The organism is Shewanella vesiculosa (assembly GCF_009994065.1).
GTDB lineage: Bacteria > Pseudomonadota > Gammaproteobacteria > Enterobacterales > Shewanellaceae > Shewanella > Shewanella vesiculosa.
The window spans coordinates 1-17004 of sequence record NZ_JAACSD010000012.1; the positions used below are offsets into that span (position 1 = coordinate 1).

A 17004-nucleotide genomic window follows, 5' to 3' on the forward strand; every position below is an offset into this window, starting at 1 on the left:
CTACTTGAAAGTTTTGAGTGCCATAAGTACCATCTAGTAATTTTTGTCCACCAAACGATGTTGTTTCGGCGATTCGAGTCAATTCAGTTTGTAATGCAGACACCTCTTTTTGCATCGCAGCTCTATCTTCAGATGAGTTCGAACCGTTAGCAGATTGCAATGACAAGTCACGCATACGCTGTAGAATATTAGTCGACTCTTGCATCGCACCCTCAGCGGTTTGCGCAATCGAAATGCCGTCATTAGCGTTACGAATAGCAACACCAATACCATTAATCTGGCTGGTCATGCGATTCGAAATTTGTAAACCTGCGGCGTCATCTTTAGCGCTATTAATGCGAAGGCCTGATGATAAACGCTCCATTGACATGGAAAGTTTGCTGTTAGCGCCATTTAAACTGTTTTGCGCTTTCATTGATGTGACGTTGGTATTAACTGAAATAGCCATATGTAAAATTCCTCTTCTTAGTTGAACGCCAAGACTCGGAGCTTGGCTAAACGGTTAATCATTAAACTGTTTAATGTGTAGTGAAACATGTCTTTTTATAAGAGCGTTTATCAGAGCCTTTGTTATACAAACCAAAATAAGTGCTTAGAAAAACCCTTACAAAAGACCTTATAACGAACTAAATCTACAACGTGTTATATATAGTCAAACAAACTGGTCGAACTTACTTTACTGAACAAACTCGATGCTGCGTTGAGTGCTAGTTGCTGCTTTTCGAATTCGGTAATTGCCGAGGCAAAATCTAAATCTTCTAACTTTGATAATGCCGAGGTGTTAATCAACTTTTCATCAGTATGGTTGTCGCTATACTGCTGCAGCACTTTTAGGCTGTTGCCGGTTAAGCTACGTTGCTGACTCATTTGATTGACGCCACTATCAATGTTATTCAAGAGCTGTGCCAACTCTGACTGCCCAGCAGGTGTTTGTGCATCGTTGCCGCTTTCGAATAATGCGATAGCCTTGCTGAAAGTATCGAATATACTGACTTGTGCGACTTCGTTGATGGTGAAAGTATCGCCAATTGCTGGTTCGCCATCGAGTTGAATCTCTATGCCGTTAACGTTCACCGGCAAAGAAGCGTCAAAAGGGGCAACCGTAGTGACAAGCGTTGCCGCACTGTCACGCACCTCTAAATTCATCACGCCATTACCGTCATCAACAAAATTAAAACTATAGGTATCAGGTGTATAGGTTAATGGTTCAGTGATTTTGGCGCTTGTTACGACAAAATCACCTTGTTGAGTTGACAAATAATTGACGCGATAGTCGCCCATAGCATTGGGCGCGTTCATAAAGGCGGCATCGCCAGGAGTATTGGTATTAACTTGGACTCCTTGGGCAATATTACTTTTACGAATGCCGGCATCACCGCTGTAAACCACATCACCATTATTATCAAACGCAAATGGTGCGCTGTTGGTTTTATTGCCAGCAAAAATATAATTGCCTGATTCGTCTTTGGTGTTGGCAATGGACATTAATTGTTCAAGACTTTGACGCATGTCATCGGCAATCACTTGCCGCTCGGCGGAAGTCATGCTGCCGTTAATGCCGCGAAGCATTGACTCTTTCATGCTGCCAGCCAAGGTATCTGCTTGGCCTAACTGACTTTCGGCTTGTTGAATGTGACTAGTGGCGTAATCGATGTTTTTTACAAATTGGTCCACCAAAGCATTTTTTTGCTTTAAGTTATCAATACCAATAGCCGCAACTGGGTCGTCCCCTGCTGTATTGACTTTTTTACCGCTAGAAATTTGCGCCATTATGGTGTTGGTGGCAGATTGCTTTTCTAATATGCTATTAGTGTTTTGCTGAAACATCTGTCCGGTAGAAATTCTCATGATGTATCTCCTAGCGAACCGAGCTTAATAGAGTGTCGAAAATGGTTTGTGCCGTTGTCATTATTCTGGCGGAGGCTTGATAAGATTGTTGAAAGCGCAATAAGTTTGCTGCTTCTTCATCAAGGTTGACACCAGATTCACTTTGCACACGGTTACTGGCTTGTTGATATATTGCCGTTGCCGAGCCCACTCGCACTTCAGCAGACTTAGTTTGGCTACCAATATCCAATTTAGTATTTTCAAATACGCTGTTTAAGGTACCCGTGCCGTTATTCATCAATTTAGCATCAGACAATTTAGCCATTTCAACTGCATTACTGTTGTCGCCTTCAGCAAATGACAAATCAAACGTAAATGTATCGGTAACACCAGCAGTGGATTGATCGTCAATTTCGAAACTAAAACCAAAACCCGTATTAATTTGTGGTGGAGTAAATGCGGTTGGGCCACCAACGCTCGTGCCAGCGGCATTAAAAACTTCAAAAGTTTTTGTAGCGGTATTGGTATTAACTCGAACCGACAGTTCACTTCCTGTAACCGGGAAGTTAGCGTCGGCACGATTAATGGCATTCACTTTTACCGCTAACTCACCAGAGTTGGTTGTATTTGGCGTAATTTGAGGCCCAGCAGCAGCAATACCTTTGGGATCGGTCATCACCACTTTTAAGCCTGCAGCGGCACCAGCGGTTGGGCGGATTTCAAATTTATCACCATCCGCTACGGCACCACTGGCAATATTAATGCTAAAACCTGCACCACCGGTAAGTTGACTACCCGATACTGTTAATGTGGTTTGCTCTCCAGTTTTAGTATCTTTTAATTGGTAACCATCTGCGATGGTATAGCTCAACTCGTAGCTGCCACCTGATAATGCACCCACATCATCAATATTGACCGACATTGCTGCTGTACCAGTATTGGTAGAATTATTTGCTGCACGGCCTGAAGCCATTAATGGATCGTTAATATCACGAAAGATATCGCTACCGACGTTACCGTTTAAGTCAAAACCTTTGGATTGCATTTCGTTAAAGGTGTCTGCAATACCTAAGGCTAATTGGCCAAGCTCAGTGCTAGCCGGTAATAAAGTGTCATCTCTAAATGAAAATAATGCGCCAAGTTGACCGCCCAATTTAGACGGATCAATGTTAAGGGTTTTATCGCCAATAGAAGCATTAATGCGCGGTTCATTTGGATATGGATCGCCTGGGCTCATGCCAATTGACATCGACACTTCACCTGACACCAACATCACTGAACCGCCCAGCATAATTGATTTTGCGCCAGTATCTAATGGAATAACATTCACCTGAGCATACTGGCTGAGCTCTAAAATGAGTGCGTCTTGCTTGTCTAGCACTTGGCTGTCATCGCCTTGAGATTTCATCAATTCTAAATTGATGCTGCCTAATTCTTTGCTTATCTCATTTATACGAGTGGTAACGGATTCAATTTGGCTATTAGTTTGCTTTACCTGACCATCAAGTTGCGACTGCATTTGATTTAGACCAGCGGCTAACTGCTCTGCAGAGCTGAGACTACTGCCGCGAATACCTAAATCGGTCGGTAAGTCGGCTACATTATTGATGCTAGCAAAAAAATTGTTCAAATTTTCTGGCATCATTTTGCCAATTTGAGAATAAATCTGATCTAACTCACTCAACTTACTGTAAGAGGTTTCAGCCGCACTCATGCTGGTTTGGCCGATGCGTAACTCACGCGCGGCAAATTCGTTATAAACACGCTTAACATCGGACACATAAGTGCCGGTGCCATAAAAATTATTGCCCAAGCGTTGTGATTCTAATGATGACTGGGTAGCAACTTGCCTGTTGTAACCAGCAGTATTTGCATTGGCGATGTTATTACTGGTGACACCTAATTGCGCTTGAGATGCTTGAACGCCTGTGCGAGCGATATTGAGTAAGTCAATCGACATTATTTAGTCTCCACAGGTAATACAGATTTAAGGCCTTCTTTTACCGACTTCATCACATTGATAACTTTATTGGCATATTGAGGGTCGGTGGCATAGCCTGCTTTTTGCAGTGCTTTAATAAACTGAGTCGGCTCTGCAGCAACTTTACGCGCATCTTGATAACGATCACCTTGGCTAATAAACGACACAAAATCGTTAAAGCTCTGTTCAAGGTTGTCATACATTCTGAAATCCGCTTTTTGTTGCACTGCTATGCCCTTTTCAAATTCCAATGTATTGACAGAGGTTTTGTCACCCTGCCAACGTTTATCAGCTTTGATATTAAATAAGTTATTACTCATAGTGCCGTCGTTACGACGTACCACTTTTTGGCCCCAACCGGTTTCGAGTGCTGATTGAGCGATTAACACTTCAGCTGAGGTACCCAAGGATTTAGCCGCTTTTTCAGCGTGGGGATACAACACCGAAATAAAATGTTCTGGACTGGTAAATTGACTTACCGCAATACCTTTGCTTTTTGCCATAGGGGTATCAACTTGCGGCAAACTTTTGCCCATTTGTAACGCTTGGCTGGTTAATTGCTCGCCGCGTAACACACTGTCTAATTGCTCACCAGATAACACCCGAGAAAGCTTGGCCGTCATAGGTTGCATAGACTGCGCATGATCAATAACAGAATGCGATGCCGCTATTTGATCTTTTGGTGCTATAGCATCTAAAGTGTCTTTATCTAACTCTGTTGCTGGCGCAACAAACATGCTCGGGTTTACTTTGTAGTCGCTATTACCGCGTAATACTGATGCCGGAGTAATAGGGCTATTTTCTGGGTCTAATTGCTGCACCATCATTTCAGCCAGCCCTAGCATGCCTTTATTGGATAAATCGACAGACATTTGTTGATCACGCATTTGTTCAAAAAAAGCTGTTGTTTCACTGTTCATTGGATTGTCTGACTTAAACGCGGCATTGGCATCTCGCATGCTTTTCATGAGCATTTGAATAAAGATCCCTTCAAATTGCTTAGCCGCTTCTTTAAGTGCCCCCTTCTCGTCTTTCTGGGCTTGGACACGAAGTGAATCTAGTCCTCCTAGATCCAGAAAGTTCGATGAAGCTGACAACTTTTCCATAGTCATTCCGACAATATTTAGATGATGATAAGTTCACCATGCAAAGCGCCTGCCATTTTTAACGCTTCGAGTATGGCAAGAACATCTGATGGTGCTGCGCCCACTAGATTCACGGCTCTGACAAGCTCATCAAGAGTGGTGCCTGGATTAAACATGAACATACGACGATCTTTTTCTGACACATCAATCGTACTGTTGGTGGTAACAACCGTATTACCACCCGCTAAGGGGTTGGGTTGTGATACTTGCGTAGCTTCGGCAATAGTCACGGTTAATCCACCGTGGGTCACAGCCGCAGGCAGTAACTTGACATTTTGACCAACCACAATGGTGCCGGTACGAGAGTTAACAATGACTTTGGCTGACTCTTCAGCCGGAATAACCTCAATGTTTTCTAATGTCGATAAAAACGATACCCGCTGTGATGCGTCGCGCGGTGCACTGACTTGAATAGAAGTCGCATCAATAGCTTTTGCCATGTCGGGGCCAAGTAAATCGTTAATCGCATCGGCAGTACGTTTAGCGGTAGAAAAATCTGAGCGACGTAAATTAAATGTCAGGTAATCACCACTAGCAAACGGACTGATCACACTGCGTTCAACAATGGCGCCACTTGGAATTCGACCAACCGTTGGTGTATTTTGAATCACCATTGACCCATCAAGGCCTTCAGCACTAAAGCCACTCACAATTAAGCTGCCCTGAGCAATGGCATACACATTGCCGTCAACCCCTTTTAAGAAGGTTTGTAATAAGGTGCCACCACGTAAACTTTTTGCCTCGCCTAAACTAGACACGGTAATGTCAAGATTTTGACCCGGCTTGATAAAGGCCGGCATTTCAGCGTGTACAGCAACAACGGCTACGTTCTTTGAATTAGGACGAACTGATTCAGGTAAATTAATGCCAAAGTTTTTTAGCATGGTTCTAAATGTTTGCTCCGTATATCGGGTTTTCTCCCCGGTACCAGGCAAACCAACAACTAACCCATAACCCACTAGTTGGTTACTTCGTACTCCCTGAATACTGGCGATATCTTTAATCCGCTCTGCATTTGCAGAAGCACTGAGCATTAATATCGACGCAACAAGCGACACGATCAATTTAGTTTTCATGCATTACTCCTTAGAAAGGCCACCAGTCACTCATAAAGAATGAACTCAGCCAACCGACTTTTTGGGAGTCAGCAAACGTACCGGTACCGCTATACTGAAAACGAGCGTTAGCCACTCGTGTAGAATCAATTGTATTATCTGGGTTAATGTCTTCACTGCGGATCATGCCTGTGACGCGAATAAACTCATCACCGTTATTGATCGAAATCCATTTTTCACCACGGATAACTAAATTGCCGTTGCTAAGTACTTGAATGATGTTGGCTGAAATACTGCCATCTAAACTGTTTGATTGATCGGCATCTGATTCTCGCTTGGTATTCATGCTGTCGTTATAACCAAGATCGAGCGGGATACCACTTATAGACACATTTTTGCCACCAGCATAAATTGGCTCGACGGTTAAGTCAGTGCCTTTTTTGATTTGGTTATAGGCACTTTTTTTCGCCTGGGTTGATTCTTTTAAGGTCACAGTGATGATGTCACCGACCCGATGCGCACGAATATCGGAATACAAGCTTGATGCCTGGCTATCAAGATAAATAGATCCCGTTGGCACCACTTGCGTTGGTACAGTATCTGGGTATACCGGCGCATAAAATGGATCATCAGCAATCGGTTTCTTGGGCGTAGAACTGCACCCAGCCAATAACAATACTGACGCTAACGCAATGTATTTAATCATGTTAGCTCCTTAGAGATTCTGATTAATATAAGACAGCATCTGATCAACCGCCGAGATAACTTTGGAGTTCATCTCGTAAATACGTTGACCTTGAATAAGGTTAACCAATTCTTCTGTCACATTAACGTTAGAGGTTTCCAATGCGCCTTGGCGGATAGAACCTAAACCGTCTTGTGATGCAGTACCTTGAATAGGCGTGCCACTCGCACCTGTTTCGGTGTATAAGTTTTGCCCTAATGGATCTAAACCAGCAGGGTTAATAAAATCGGTCATGGTTAACTGGCCAATAATCTGACTGGCAGCTGTACCTGGGGTTTGCACTGACACTTCACCCGAGGCCGACACCGTAATACTGGTGGAGTTTTCTGGAATAGTGATAGGCGGTTGAACCACATAACCAGAACCTGGTGTGACGATTTGGCCGGTATCATCTAAGCTGAACTGGCCGTTACGAGTGTAGGCTGCTGTACCATCTGGCATTTGCACCTCAAAAAAGCCCGAACCTTCAATCATTAAATCTAATGAGTTATCTGTGGTCAGCATGTTGCCTTGGGTAAACATTTTTTGCGTGGCAACCACTTTAGTACCTGCACCAATGTTTAAACCATTAGGTAACTTGCTATTGTCTGAGCTAATGCCACCAGCTTGGTTAACCGTTTGATAAAGAAGGTCTTCAAATACTGCACGACTTTTCTTAAATCCCACGGTACTGGCGTTAGCCACGTTATTTGAAATAACCGCAATATTGGTTTGTTGGGCGTCGACACCGGTTTTACTTATCCATAACGCTGGATGCATAATAATTACTCCTAACTAATTCTCATCAAGGAAGTGGACGCTCGATCAATCTCTTCAGCGTTCTTCATCATTTTGACTTGCATTTCGTATTGACGTTGAATATCAATCATGGCGACCATTTCATGCACAGAATTAACATTACTGCCTTCGACCGCACCACTTTCAACTTGAACGCCAGGGTCGTTTGGCGCATTGCCACCGGCAATAAGACGAAATAAACCATCTTCACCGCGCATAAGGTTTTCGTTACCAGGATTAACTAACTTAATCCTTCCGACCTCTTCTATTACTTCTGCGGTTGCCCCTTGAGGGCGTACAGAAATAATACCGTTGGCCGAAATCTCTATTTTTTCAACTGGAATGGGTAACACAATGGGACCTGAAGCGCCCATAACAGGACGATCACGGCTATTTAATAACAAGCCGGTACTGTCAATTTTTAGACTACCAGCGCGGGTATATGCCTCGGAACCATCAGCCGCCTGCACAGCAAGCCAGCCATCTCCTTTAACCGCAATATCAAGATCGCGACCAGTAGTTTTAATGGGGCCGCTATTAAAGTTACTGCCTGGGCTTTCCAGCATCGAAAATACCCGTGTAGGCAAACCTTCACCAAATGCCTGCATTGAACGGGCTTGGACCATGTCAGCTTTAAATCCATCAGTATTCGCGTTAGCAAGATTGTTCGCACTCACTGCTAGGGCATTCATCCCTTGCTTTGCGCCGCTCATGGCAATATAAAGAAATTTGTCCATTTTTTGCTCCGTCAAACTTTCTGCAAAAACACTATATACACAGAACAAGCAAGCATCATGCCAACGATTTTTAAGTGAGAGGATTGAGATGTAACTGTATGAATCAGTTAATCAATAAAATTAATAGGTAGCGCATGAGTGTCAAAAAAGCTTCTATCGACACGAGGGGTGTAATAACGGGGACAAGTAACGAGGTGGAAAAGGCAAGGTGTTGCCGTAAACGGCAACACCTATATAGCCTAAGGATCATTATAGCCTAAGGATCATTTAGCGGATCTGTAATATCGTTTGGTTCAAGGTATTGTTAACTTCAAGCGTACGTGAGTTAGCTTGGAAGTTACGCTGAGCTGAGATTAAATCGACCAGCTCAGTGGTTAAATCAACGTTTGACTGTTCAAGTGCAGAAGAGCGAATACTACCAAATGTACCACTATTTGCCTCACCAGCTAATGCCGCGCCGGAACCTAAACTGGCTTTCCAAGACGTATTACCCACCTGAGTAAGACCTTGCTCATTAGCAAAACGTACTAATGCAACCCGCGCTAACGGCACAGTTGAACCATTACTATAACTAGCGGTAATCAGACCGTCAGAACCAATACCAACATTGGTTAATCGCCCTACGGTAATACCATCTTGAGTCAATTCAGTGACTTCAAATGGAGAAGCATACTGAGTTGGATTATTAAATTTTATCGTAAGTGTTTGAGTGCCGTCGGCTCCAGGGCCCAAAGCACCTGCACCGCCAGAACCTAATGCTTCAGTGGTAATGTTAGCCGGATCACTGCCAGTATAAGCACCTACAGAGTTAAATTTAAGCACCGCTCCTGACCAGACGCCACCTAATCCATCGGGATTAGCAGCAGATGCTGTACCCGTCGCATCAGCAGTGCCATCACCATTGGTATCTGTTGAATAAGTACCAGCGCCAGCCGCAACATCAACGGGATCGCCATCAACTGCATAAAAGGCAACCCAATTACTTTCACCTGTAAATGAACCATTGGTCGGTTTAATAAAGTAAGTGGTCATAATGTGCGATTCACCTAATGAATCATAAATCGTCACCGAGGTAGAATTATTAAACGTATCAGAATCAGCAGGATTAAAATTAGCTGGGTCTAGTGCGGTTTCACCCACATTAAGGTTCATTTGCAAACCAACATTTCCGGTTTGCACAGGGCTACCTGCAGTGTCAGGAATCTTAATCGGTTGGGTTGTGGTTAAACTCACAGAAGTCGAGTTACCATCTTCATCAACAGGGAAACCTTGTAAAAAGTTACCCGCTGAATCGACCATATAGTTGGCCGAGTCAACTTTAAATGCCCCTGCACGTGTATATGACTGATCTTGCGACCCTAACTCAGACGACGTAACAAAGAAACCACCGCCACTGATCGCCATATCCAGTGAATTACTGGTAAATTGCAAACTACCTTGATGAAATTGCTGTGCCACTTGAGTGGTGGTTGCTCCACCACCGACAGCGGTTTTACTGTTCGAAAAAATAGAATTTGCGTACACATCAGCAAACTCAGCTCGTGATTCTTTGAAACCAATAGTATTCACGTTAGCGATATTATTCGCCGTTGTATTTAAGTCTTTTTGCGCGGCAGCAATACCACTCAGTGCAATGTTAAATGACATAGTTCACCTCTCACAATTAATTCATTTATCAATAAAGCCAATAATTCAATACAGGCCTTACTATGTTTCAGATACTGCGAGTACGTCAGATAACTTAATTCCGCCTACTCCACGCAAATTCAAAATGGCCCCAGTCGCTGCAGTGCCCAATGACACACTTGTCACATGTGCATAAGTTGATACCGCTAAATCTTCCGACGTTCCATCAACTTTACCACTGGCCTTTATCGAGTAATTACCCGCTTTAACGGGTTGGCCATCCTTACCTAAGCCATCCCATGTCACATCAACATTGCCGCCTTTACTGCCATCAACATTAAAGCTCTTGATCAGCTGACCCGACTCATCTTCAATTTTCACCGTAATCGTTTCAATTGCAGATGGCGTACTGATCACGCCTTTAATCTCAGGGCTTTCAGTAGAAATCGCCCCGGTATCAGAAGGGATAAGCACTTTTCGACCTACTAAGCCTGATGCTTGTAACGCTTGGCTAGAACTCATTACCGTATTGAGGTTTAGGATCTCATCATTCAGATTTGAAATACCATCAACCGTCGAAAACGATGCCATTTGGGCAATCATTTGATCATTATCAACCGGTTTAAAAGGATCTTGCATAGACAACTGTTGACTGAGTAAAGCAAAAAAATCTTCTTGCTTTAACATCTGATCTTTTGATTCAGGGATCGCACTTTCTTCAGGTAATCGAATTCCGTCAAGGAAAGGGTTCCCAGTAGTAGTGCTGGTTGTATTTGTCTGTACAGAACTTTTCGTGGTAGCACTTGTATTTGATGTGCTACTGGATTGTTGCGGTAAAGACTGACTGTAAGAATTAACGAGGCTCATTGTTACCTCCTTGAATAATCATACTATTTACCCATCCTTAACGTCTGTTGCAACATAGACTTAGTTGCATCAGCCACCTGAACGTTCATTTGATAAGAGCGTGATGCAGAAATCATATCGGCCATTTCTTCCATCACATTGACATTCGGTTTATAAATAAAACCATCGCCATCTGCCATCGGATGATCTGGCGAGTATTCTTTTATTAATGGTTTATCACTTTCAACAATGCCTTTGACGTTAACACCCGGCGAACTATTTTGCTGGCTATTAGCTTTAAGCATTTCAGCCTCAAAAATGGGATGACGTGCTCGATAAGTTTTATCAACACTGCTTGATACAGAATCCGCATTGGCAATATTACTGGCAGTGGTATTCAAACGCACTGACTGCGCAGACATACCAGATCCAGACACATTGAAAATATTAAATAAACTCATGATTAATCACCTCGCAACGCTTTACGCATGCCATTAAACTTACCTTCAAGGAAGCCTAATGACATTTGATATTCGAGCGCATTTTGCATAAATGCTGATTGTTCTTTCTGCGTATCAACAGTATTACCGTCACCTGTATCGGCTTGATTTGGAACACGATATTGGACATGTTGTTGACTTAACGCTGTTAAATCGAAATGTTTTTCTGTGGTTTGACTCATGCTCAAACCCTTCTGATGTGAGCTTGCTGCTTGCATAGCAGAAGCAAAATTAACATCTCGAGCTTTATAATGAGGAGTATTGGCATTGGCGATGTTACTTGAAATCACTTCAGCTCTTTGAGCTCGTACGCCCAAAGAATATTGGTGAACACCTAATGCATTATCGAAATTAATCGCCATAAAATTGCCTCCATCAGCTAACTGATAGATATAAAGCAAAGGTTATGCCAACAATTTTTATAATGGGAGAATAAAATAAAAAAACTAACATGCCGACGATCGTCGGCATGAGGTGAATCTAATCAACTGTTTTAGCTAGGTTTTTTTCTGGTAATAGATACCGGGATTACAGCGAACCATATTAAACTCTTCGGTTAACCCCGCAAGAGATTCTGACGCACCTAAGAATAAGATACCTTTAGGATTAAGTGCGGCAGCAAATTGCCGCAAAATGGTAGCCTTTGCCTCTGGCGCAAAATAAATCAATACATTACGGCAAAAAATGATATCGAACTTGCCTAATAAGCTATAACTTTCAAGTAGATTGTGTGCTCTGAAGTTCACTAAACGTTTTACGTTATCTTTCACTTTCATATTGCCAGACGGTAAAGCATCAAAAAACTGACGTTTACGCTCTTCAGACAAACCACGAGCCAGAGCTAAACCATCATATTCAGCATTCTTACAACGCTCTAACATAGAAGGTGATAAATCTGTTGCCTGAATTGTCACGCCCCCAGGCAAAGCACCGGGTTTACGCTGTTGATATTCCAACACTGTCATAGCTAAAGAGTAAGGTTCTTGCCCAGATGAGCAAGCAGCAGACCATATTTTTAATGGTCGGCCCAACTTGCTGTATTCAGGCAACAAAGAATTACTCAGCAACTCAAATGGATAACGGTCTCGAAACCATAAGGTTTCGTTAGTAGTCATCGCATCTATCACTTCAGCGCGTAATTGACGCTCTATCGGTTTCATCGACTTTTTAACCACCTCAGATAGAGAAGGCAAATTATGCTTTCCCATCAGTGGCGCTAAGCGGCTACGAACTAAATACTGTTTGTTCTCACCTAACACAATACCGCTATGCTGCTCTAAAAACAGCCTAAATTGATTGTACTCTGCTTCAGCAAGTGATTTATCTGTCACATTATCTTCCTAATATGTTTGCCGATGAGCCGACCGAACGTTCAATATTATTCAATTCTAAACAATTATAAACTCAAATGTTTGTTAACCGCTGCGGCTAATTCATCGGGGTTAAACTTAGCAATAAAATCGTTAGCCCCAACTTTTTGTACCATCGCTTGGTTAAACACACCACTTAACGATGTGTGCAGTACGACTTTTATATTCTTTAACTTTGGATTATCACGAATTTCTGCTGTTAGAGTGTAGCCATCCATTTCAGGCATTTCAATATCAGAAATAATCAACGGAATTTCCACTGATACATCATCCATTTCTTTGGCAATATTTTTCAACATCTCTAACGCTTCTCTACCATCTTTGGCAGTATCGATTTGCAGATTTAAAGACTCTAACGAACGAATAATCTGTTTACGTGCCACTGCAGAATCATCAATAACCATAATGTGATAATGCTGTTCTCTATCAATCGTTAAAGTTTCGTTGAGTTCTTGACTGATCGAAGTCTTAACCGGTGAAATTTCATCAAGAATTTTTTCAACATCCAAAATCTCAACCAACTCGCCTTCTATCTCTGTCACTGCGGTTAAATAGGAAGAACGACCAGAACCTTGTGGAGGCGGCATAATTGCCTCCCAATTCATGTTGATAATACGCTCAACAGAACTCACTAAAAAGCCTTGAATGCTTCGGTTGTATTCGGAAATGATAATAAAGCAATTTTCAGTTGATGTCAGCGGACGACCACCCGTTGCAGCACTTAAATCGATAACAGAAATCGTTGCGCCACGAATATGAGCAACACCTTTAACATAACGATTTAATTTAGGTAAGGTTGTCAGTGGTGGGCATTGTAAAACCTCTTTCACTTTGAACACGTTAATCCCAAACCGTTGGCGGCCGTTAAGCCTAAATAATAGTAACTCGAGTCTGTTTTGCCCGACAAGCTGAGTACGTTTATTGACTGAATCTAAAATGCTCGACATAACACGACCTTGTAGTTAACTGTCACCCAAAAGGATAAAAATTGTTCATTAAAATTATAGTAAACCTAGGTTCAACACAATACGTTAGCTCATTACATCTAGCTCATTTATCGCTAAAGACATATCAACCTTCAGTGTAAACCATCAACAACCCAGCGAATACTTATCTATTCATTAAATTAAAAAAGTGGGCATACAACTTGCTTTAATTTGTATTAATTAACTCACACACGGTGAGCTGACACTTTTTTGACGGGGACATAATGAAATTATTATGTCATCGGTACATATTTTTTAGCTTATTGTGTATGCAGAGATAGCCCGCATATTTTCCGTTTTTAAAAGTATAGGTGTATTCTGGCAAAACAAGCTAGTATCTTCATTATGAAAGTATTTTTTTTATGTTTATTATGTTCAATAACATTTTTTTTGCCAGCATTTGCTAGCGAAGAGATAATAACACCCTCACTATCGACCATTTATGACTTAGCTAAAGAGACGATAGAAAAAAAAATCGAAGCAGACTCAAAAGCTAAGGTCGAAATCACCCCACAAAACCTTGAAGGTCGTGTCAATCCTCCGCGGTGCTATCCACCAATAACGGCTGAAATTGCCAGTGAACGAGCGATTAGTCGCAATAATATGGTAAAACTGAGCTGTGATAGTCCAGACTATGACTACCCATGGCAGATGTATCTCTCAGTTCGAGTTGAAATTCAATACCCCGTTGTCGCGGCAAACCAGATACTGTCACCAGACCAAATTATTGACCAACAACATTTACACATCATGTATATTGATCAATATAGTCTAAAAGGCCAATTTTTTTCAGATATCAACTCATTAATTGGCTCAAGAGTAAAACGTCGGGTTGCGAAAGACTCTCCAGTCTTAAGTAATAACTTGTGTTTTGTTTGCAAAGGAGACACGATTTCTATTTATGCTAAAACCGCTAATATTGAAATTAAAACCCTTGGTGAAGCTTTACGGGACGGTAATCTCAATGACGTTATCAGAGTAAAAAATAGTAATACGAGCAAACAATTTGATGCTGTTGTAATTGGCATTGGCGAAGTTGAAGTAAGAATGTAAAATAGAGTTAAAGTTTTTTCCTGGACTGCCGATAGCCTGTTTGGAAAACCTGATAATTACGCTGGAGCCTCCCATGGCAATTGACATTAAGCATAACACTGCTACTAATACACAACTGCGCACTGCACGTGAAACGCAGTCTAATACCAAATCTGATACTGCAGCTGTGGCGCAAAAAACAGCGACTCCAGTTAAAACTGATTCGGTTAGCATTACCTCTCAAGCTCAACAGCTTCAGGGCGCGCAAACTAAAATGGCATCATTGCCTGAAGTAGACCAAAAAAAGGTCGCTGAAATTAAACTCGCAATCTCTGAAGGACGATATAAAGTCGACCCAGAAAAACTTGCGGCTAATATTGCTAGTTTTGAAGCAGAGCTAGGCAGTCTATCATTTGACAAAGAGTAACCGTTAAACGTTACTCTTTAATTTGCTTTAACAACACTAGAATAATAGGTGCGCATTTGCATCATAGAGAAGTGTTAGTAAAAAAAACAAGAGTAACTTATGACACAAGTAAACGTACAATCCTCAGGACAATCCAACGATCCGCAAAACAAGCAATTACTTACAGAACTGCATACTTTGCTTGATACGCAAAATCAGACGTTAGTTCAACTAAAACAGCTGATTTCAGCAGAGAAAGCTGCGTTAGAAAAGCAAGACGCCGATCAATTACTGGCACTTTCCAAAGATAAAACCCAGTGTTTATTCAATATGAAAACCACTGACGAAAAACTGGCTAATCATCCACACCACACGCTGATCACCACAGATGTTGAACTGGCACAAAAAGTTGCTCAAGCAAAATCGATACTCGCTGAGTGCAAAGACATCAATAGCCAAAATGCCAGTTTAATTGAACTCAATATCGCCAGCCTCAATAGATTCGCACAAGCATTACAAGCTAGCCGCAACGCTTCAAGCTTGACCTACAATGACAAAGGCAAAACGTCGACCATTTCAACGCTAGGGAATGACTTTTCAGCCTAGCGTTAAAATCTTGGTGGCAAGCCATACGAGCGATAACAAGCCAAGTGCCACCGTGAGCGCAGTGCTCGCTTGTTATCGTTTCTTCCTAGCAGGAGATTTATTGAGCGAGCATGGCCTCAAGTAAACTTTGTTGCGCAGGATGTTCACCTAACCAAATCTTAAGTAATGCCTGACGAAATGCTTCACCAGCAATATCCCCCTGAGCCTTGCCATTTTTAATGCTGCTGACGCCCTTGCCTTTTTGAGTCACAAAAGTGAATCGATCACCTTCAACCATCTCGTCAGCAAACAACTGGGTAAAATGTTCAATATCTTTGGCAATAGAATGAGTGTCACCGTCGGTAGCAGCATCAAAACCGTCAGTAATTGCATCACGCATTTTATCTGAGGTAATCATTCCAGAGGTAATGGTTAACTGTATAACCGCAATCGGCTGCGCCAATACATCATCTAAGGTTTGCACTTTTGTCGGTAAATACAAACTGCCCACATATAAGTCAATAAAAAACTTGCTGCGCACTCCTGCGCCATTCAGTATTAATGGTTGCTCAGCAACCGTCATTTGCTCTACCACATCAATATCGCCAATCACTTTAGCGTGTGCGAATGACGGCAGCATCAACACTAAACCCATACCCATTAAAGCTAATAACTTCATATAAACTCTCTAAAAAAACGCCACAAAAATAACCACAGAAAGAATAAAAAGTGGTTTTATGCCTGGCAATATATACCGCAACCAAATCACATACTAAAACTCAGCGATTAACCGTTAATTGCTTATTTGCCGAGTATTGCACTTCGAGGTTGAATAAGGGGTTAACCACGAACACCTAACTTAAATTGGCCATTCTGATTAAACATCAACGCTTGCTTGTGCTTAGGTGAAATTAAAATTGGACCATCATCGAAAAACAAGAAGCACTTCCAATTACGCACAAAGACATCCCAACGCGTTTCAATGATTTGGTACTTTTCATAACAAAAATACACCACCACATCATCAGGCCATTGAATATGTGTACTAACAGCTTCAGGCATCGCGTTGTCCAGTGAGTCCCACGCCGATTGCCAATGTTCTGTTGCCGTCCAAGCGTCTTGCTTTATTGGCCAATCGCCTTTCTCAAATAATTCCGCCCGACTGCTCTTATTGCTTATCCACTTATCCCACACTTCCATGGCACTTTTATCGGTCAGTGGTTTAATCAAGGCCTTATCATCATCTGATACAGGCAAATCTTTATGGTTAAAAATCCACTTACGCTTATAAAGATCAAACGGAATATATGAATGTGACAAACAACTGCTCCTAGCAATAAAAAATGAAGCACAATTATAGCGCTAAAGCCGATCAGACTGCGATAG

Annotated in this window: 19 protein-coding genes; 3 read left to right on the forward strand and 16 right to left on the reverse strand. The window is 42.0% G+C overall.

The window, feature by feature from the left end; translation table 11 throughout:
- The 14 genes from GW828_RS13420 to GW828_RS13485 all read right to left on the reverse strand — a co-directional run.
- On the reverse strand, window positions 1-448 hold a 448-nt coding region (locus GW828_RS13420; protein WP_475909412.1), incomplete at its 3' end, for a flagellin N-terminal helical domain-containing protein.
- 194 nt (window positions 449-642) lie between these two features.
- Window positions 643-1848: a flagellar hook-associated protein FlgL gene (flgL, locus tag GW828_RS13425; RefSeq protein WP_273057953.1), complete on the reverse strand. Its 1206-nt coding sequence runs from the start codon at window positions 1846-1848 to the stop codon at window positions 643-645.
- Window positions 1849-1858: 10 nt separating this feature from the next.
- Entirely contained in the window at window positions 1859-3787 is a 1929-nt protein-coding gene (flgK, locus tag GW828_RS13430; protein WP_273057954.1) for a flagellar hook-associated protein FlgK, read from the reverse strand.
- A complete protein-coding gene (gene flgJ, locus GW828_RS13435; RefSeq protein WP_273057955.1) occupies window positions 3787-4914 on the reverse strand; it encodes a flagellar assembly peptidoglycan hydrolase FlgJ in 1128 nt (375 codons plus the stop codon). The genes flgK and flgJ overlap by 1 nt, the downstream gene beginning before the upstream one ends.
- A 17-nt stretch (window positions 4915-4931) precedes the next feature.
- Complete coding sequence (locus tag GW828_RS13440; RefSeq protein WP_124016913.1) at window positions 4932-6029, reverse strand: flagellar basal body P-ring protein FlgI; 1098 nt, start codon at window positions 6027-6029, stop codon at window positions 4932-4934.
- A gap of 10 nt (window positions 6030-6039) precedes the next feature.
- Window positions 6040-6714, reverse strand: a complete 675-nt coding sequence (gene flgH, locus GW828_RS13445) for a flagellar basal body L-ring protein FlgH (RefSeq protein WP_182698003.1) — start codon at window positions 6712-6714, stop codon at window positions 6040-6042.
- A 9-nt stretch (window positions 6715-6723) separates the two neighbouring features.
- A complete protein-coding gene (flgG, locus tag GW828_RS13450; RefSeq protein WP_124016911.1) occupies window positions 6724-7512 on the reverse strand; it encodes a flagellar basal-body rod protein FlgG in 789 nt (262 codons plus the stop codon).
- Between the two features lie 11 nt (window positions 7513-7523).
- A complete protein-coding gene (gene flgF / locus GW828_RS13455; RefSeq protein ID WP_273057956.1) occupies window positions 7524-8267 on the reverse strand; it encodes a flagellar basal-body rod protein FlgF in 744 nt (247 codons plus the stop codon).
- A 267-nt stretch (window positions 8268-8534) separates the two neighbouring features.
- Window positions 8535-9914, reverse strand: a complete 1380-nt coding sequence (gene flgE, locus GW828_RS13460; RefSeq protein WP_182698001.1) for a flagellar hook protein FlgE — start codon at window positions 9912-9914, stop codon at window positions 8535-8537.
- Window positions 9915-9974: 60 nt separating this feature from the next.
- Window positions 9975-10760, reverse strand: a complete 786-nt coding sequence (gene flgD, locus GW828_RS13465; RefSeq protein WP_182742694.1) for a flagellar hook assembly protein FlgD — start codon at window positions 10758-10760, stop codon at window positions 9975-9977.
- Window positions 10761-10783: 23 nt separating this feature from the next.
- On the reverse strand, window positions 10784-11200 hold the full coding sequence (gene flgC, locus GW828_RS13470; RefSeq protein WP_124016907.1) for a flagellar basal body rod protein FlgC: 417 nt from the start codon (window positions 11198-11200) through the stop codon (window positions 10784-10786).
- A gap of 2 nt (window positions 11201-11202) precedes the next feature.
- Window positions 11203-11601, reverse strand: coding sequence for a flagellar basal body rod protein FlgB (flgB, locus tag GW828_RS13475; RefSeq protein WP_124016906.1), 399 nt, complete (start codon window positions 11599-11601; stop codon window positions 11203-11205).
- Between the two features lie 135 nt (window positions 11602-11736).
- Window positions 11737-12570, reverse strand: coding sequence for a CheR family methyltransferase (locus tag GW828_RS13480; protein WP_124016905.1), 834 nt, complete (start codon window positions 12568-12570; stop codon window positions 11737-11739).
- Window positions 12571-12635: 65 nt separating this feature from the next.
- Entirely contained in the window at window positions 12636-13556 is a 921-nt protein-coding gene (locus GW828_RS13485; protein ID WP_124016904.1) for a chemotaxis protein CheV, read from the reverse strand.
- A 384-nt stretch (window positions 13557-13940) separates the two neighbouring features.
- Between GW828_RS13485 and flgA the strand changes: the two genes are divergently transcribed.
- The 3 genes from flgA (at window position 13941) to GW828_RS13500 (ending at window position 15639) form a co-directional block, all read left to right on the forward strand.
- Complete coding sequence (flgA, locus tag GW828_RS13490) at window positions 13941-14648, forward strand: flagellar basal body P-ring formation chaperone FlgA (RefSeq protein ID WP_273057957.1); 708 nt, start codon at window positions 13941-13943, stop codon at window positions 14646-14648.
- A 73-nt stretch (window positions 14649-14721) separates the two neighbouring features.
- A complete protein-coding gene (flgM, locus tag GW828_RS13495; protein WP_182697998.1) occupies window positions 14722-15054 on the forward strand; it encodes a flagellar biosynthesis anti-sigma factor FlgM in 333 nt (110 codons plus the stop codon).
- 99 nt (window positions 15055-15153) lie between these two features.
- Window positions 15154-15639, forward strand: coding sequence for a flagella synthesis protein FlgN (locus GW828_RS13500; RefSeq protein WP_124016901.1), 486 nt, complete (start codon window positions 15154-15156; stop codon window positions 15637-15639).
- Window positions 15640-15736: 97 nt separating this feature from the next.
- Here GW828_RS13500 and GW828_RS13505 read toward each other — a convergent pair whose 3' ends face one another.
- Window positions 15737-16297, reverse strand: coding sequence for a chalcone isomerase family protein (locus tag GW828_RS13505; protein WP_273057958.1), 561 nt, complete (start codon window positions 16295-16297; stop codon window positions 15737-15739).
- Between the two features lie 161 nt (window positions 16298-16458).
- Complete coding sequence (locus GW828_RS13510; protein ID WP_182697995.1) at window positions 16459-16938, reverse strand: DUF2947 domain-containing protein; 480 nt, start codon at window positions 16936-16938, stop codon at window positions 16459-16461.
- Window positions 16939-17004: the final 66 nt, after the last annotated feature.

Excerpts from the sequence above, each read along its gene's own strand:
- flgL (WP_273057953.1), bottom strand. The coding sequence starts at position 1,848 with ATGAGAATTTCTACCGGACAGATGTTTCAGCAAAACACTAATAGCATA.
- GW828_RS13440 (WP_124016913.1), bottom strand. The coding sequence starts at position 6,029 with ATGAAAACTAAATTGATCGTGTCGCTTGTTGCGTCGATATTAATGCTC.
- GW828_RS13485 (WP_124016904.1), bottom strand. The coding sequence starts at position 13,556 with ATGTCGAGCATTTTAGATTCAGTCAATAAACGTACTCAGCTTGTCGGG.
- flgF (WP_273057956.1), bottom strand. The coding sequence starts at position 8,267 with ATGGACAAATTTCTTTATATTGCCATGAGCGGCGCAAAGCAAGGGATG.
- GW828_RS13500 (WP_124016901.1), top strand. The coding sequence starts at position 15,154 with ATGACACAAGTAAACGTACAATCCTCAGGACAATCCAACGATCCGCAA.
- flgJ (WP_273057955.1), bottom strand. The coding sequence starts at position 4,914 with ATGGAAAAGTTGTCAGCTTCATCGAACTTTCTGGATCTAGGAGGACTA.
- flgK (WP_273057954.1), bottom strand. The coding sequence starts at position 3,787 with ATGTCGATTGACTTACTCAATATCGCTCGCACAGGCGTTCAAGCATCT.
- flgM (WP_182697998.1), top strand. The coding sequence starts at position 14,722 with ATGGCAATTGACATTAAGCATAACACTGCTACTAATACACAACTGCGC.
- GW828_RS13505 (WP_273057958.1), bottom strand. The coding sequence starts at position 16,297 with ATGAAGTTATTAGCTTTAATGGGTATGGGTTTAGTGTTGATGCTGCCG.
- flgH (WP_182698003.1), bottom strand. The coding sequence starts at position 6,714 with ATGATTAAATACATTGCGTTAGCGTCAGTATTGTTATTGGCTGGGTGC.
- flgB (WP_124016906.1), bottom strand. The coding sequence starts at position 11,601 with ATGGCGATTAATTTCGATAATGCATTAGGTGTTCACCAATATTCTTTG.
- flgC (WP_124016907.1), bottom strand. The coding sequence starts at position 11,200 with ATGAGTTTATTTAATATTTTCAATGTGTCTGGATCTGGTATGTCTGCG.
- flgG (WP_124016911.1), bottom strand. The coding sequence starts at position 7,512 with ATGCATCCAGCGTTATGGATAAGTAAAACCGGTGTCGACGCCCAACAA.
- flgE (WP_182698001.1), bottom strand. The coding sequence starts at position 9,914 with ATGTCATTTAACATTGCACTGAGTGGTATTGCTGCCGCGCAAAAAGAC.
- flgD (WP_182742694.1), bottom strand. The coding sequence starts at position 10,760 with ATGAGCCTCGTTAATTCTTACAGTCAGTCTTTACCGCAACAATCCAGT.
- flgA (WP_273057957.1), top strand. The coding sequence starts at position 13,941 with ATGAAAGTATTTTTTTTATGTTTATTATGTTCAATAACATTTTTTTTG.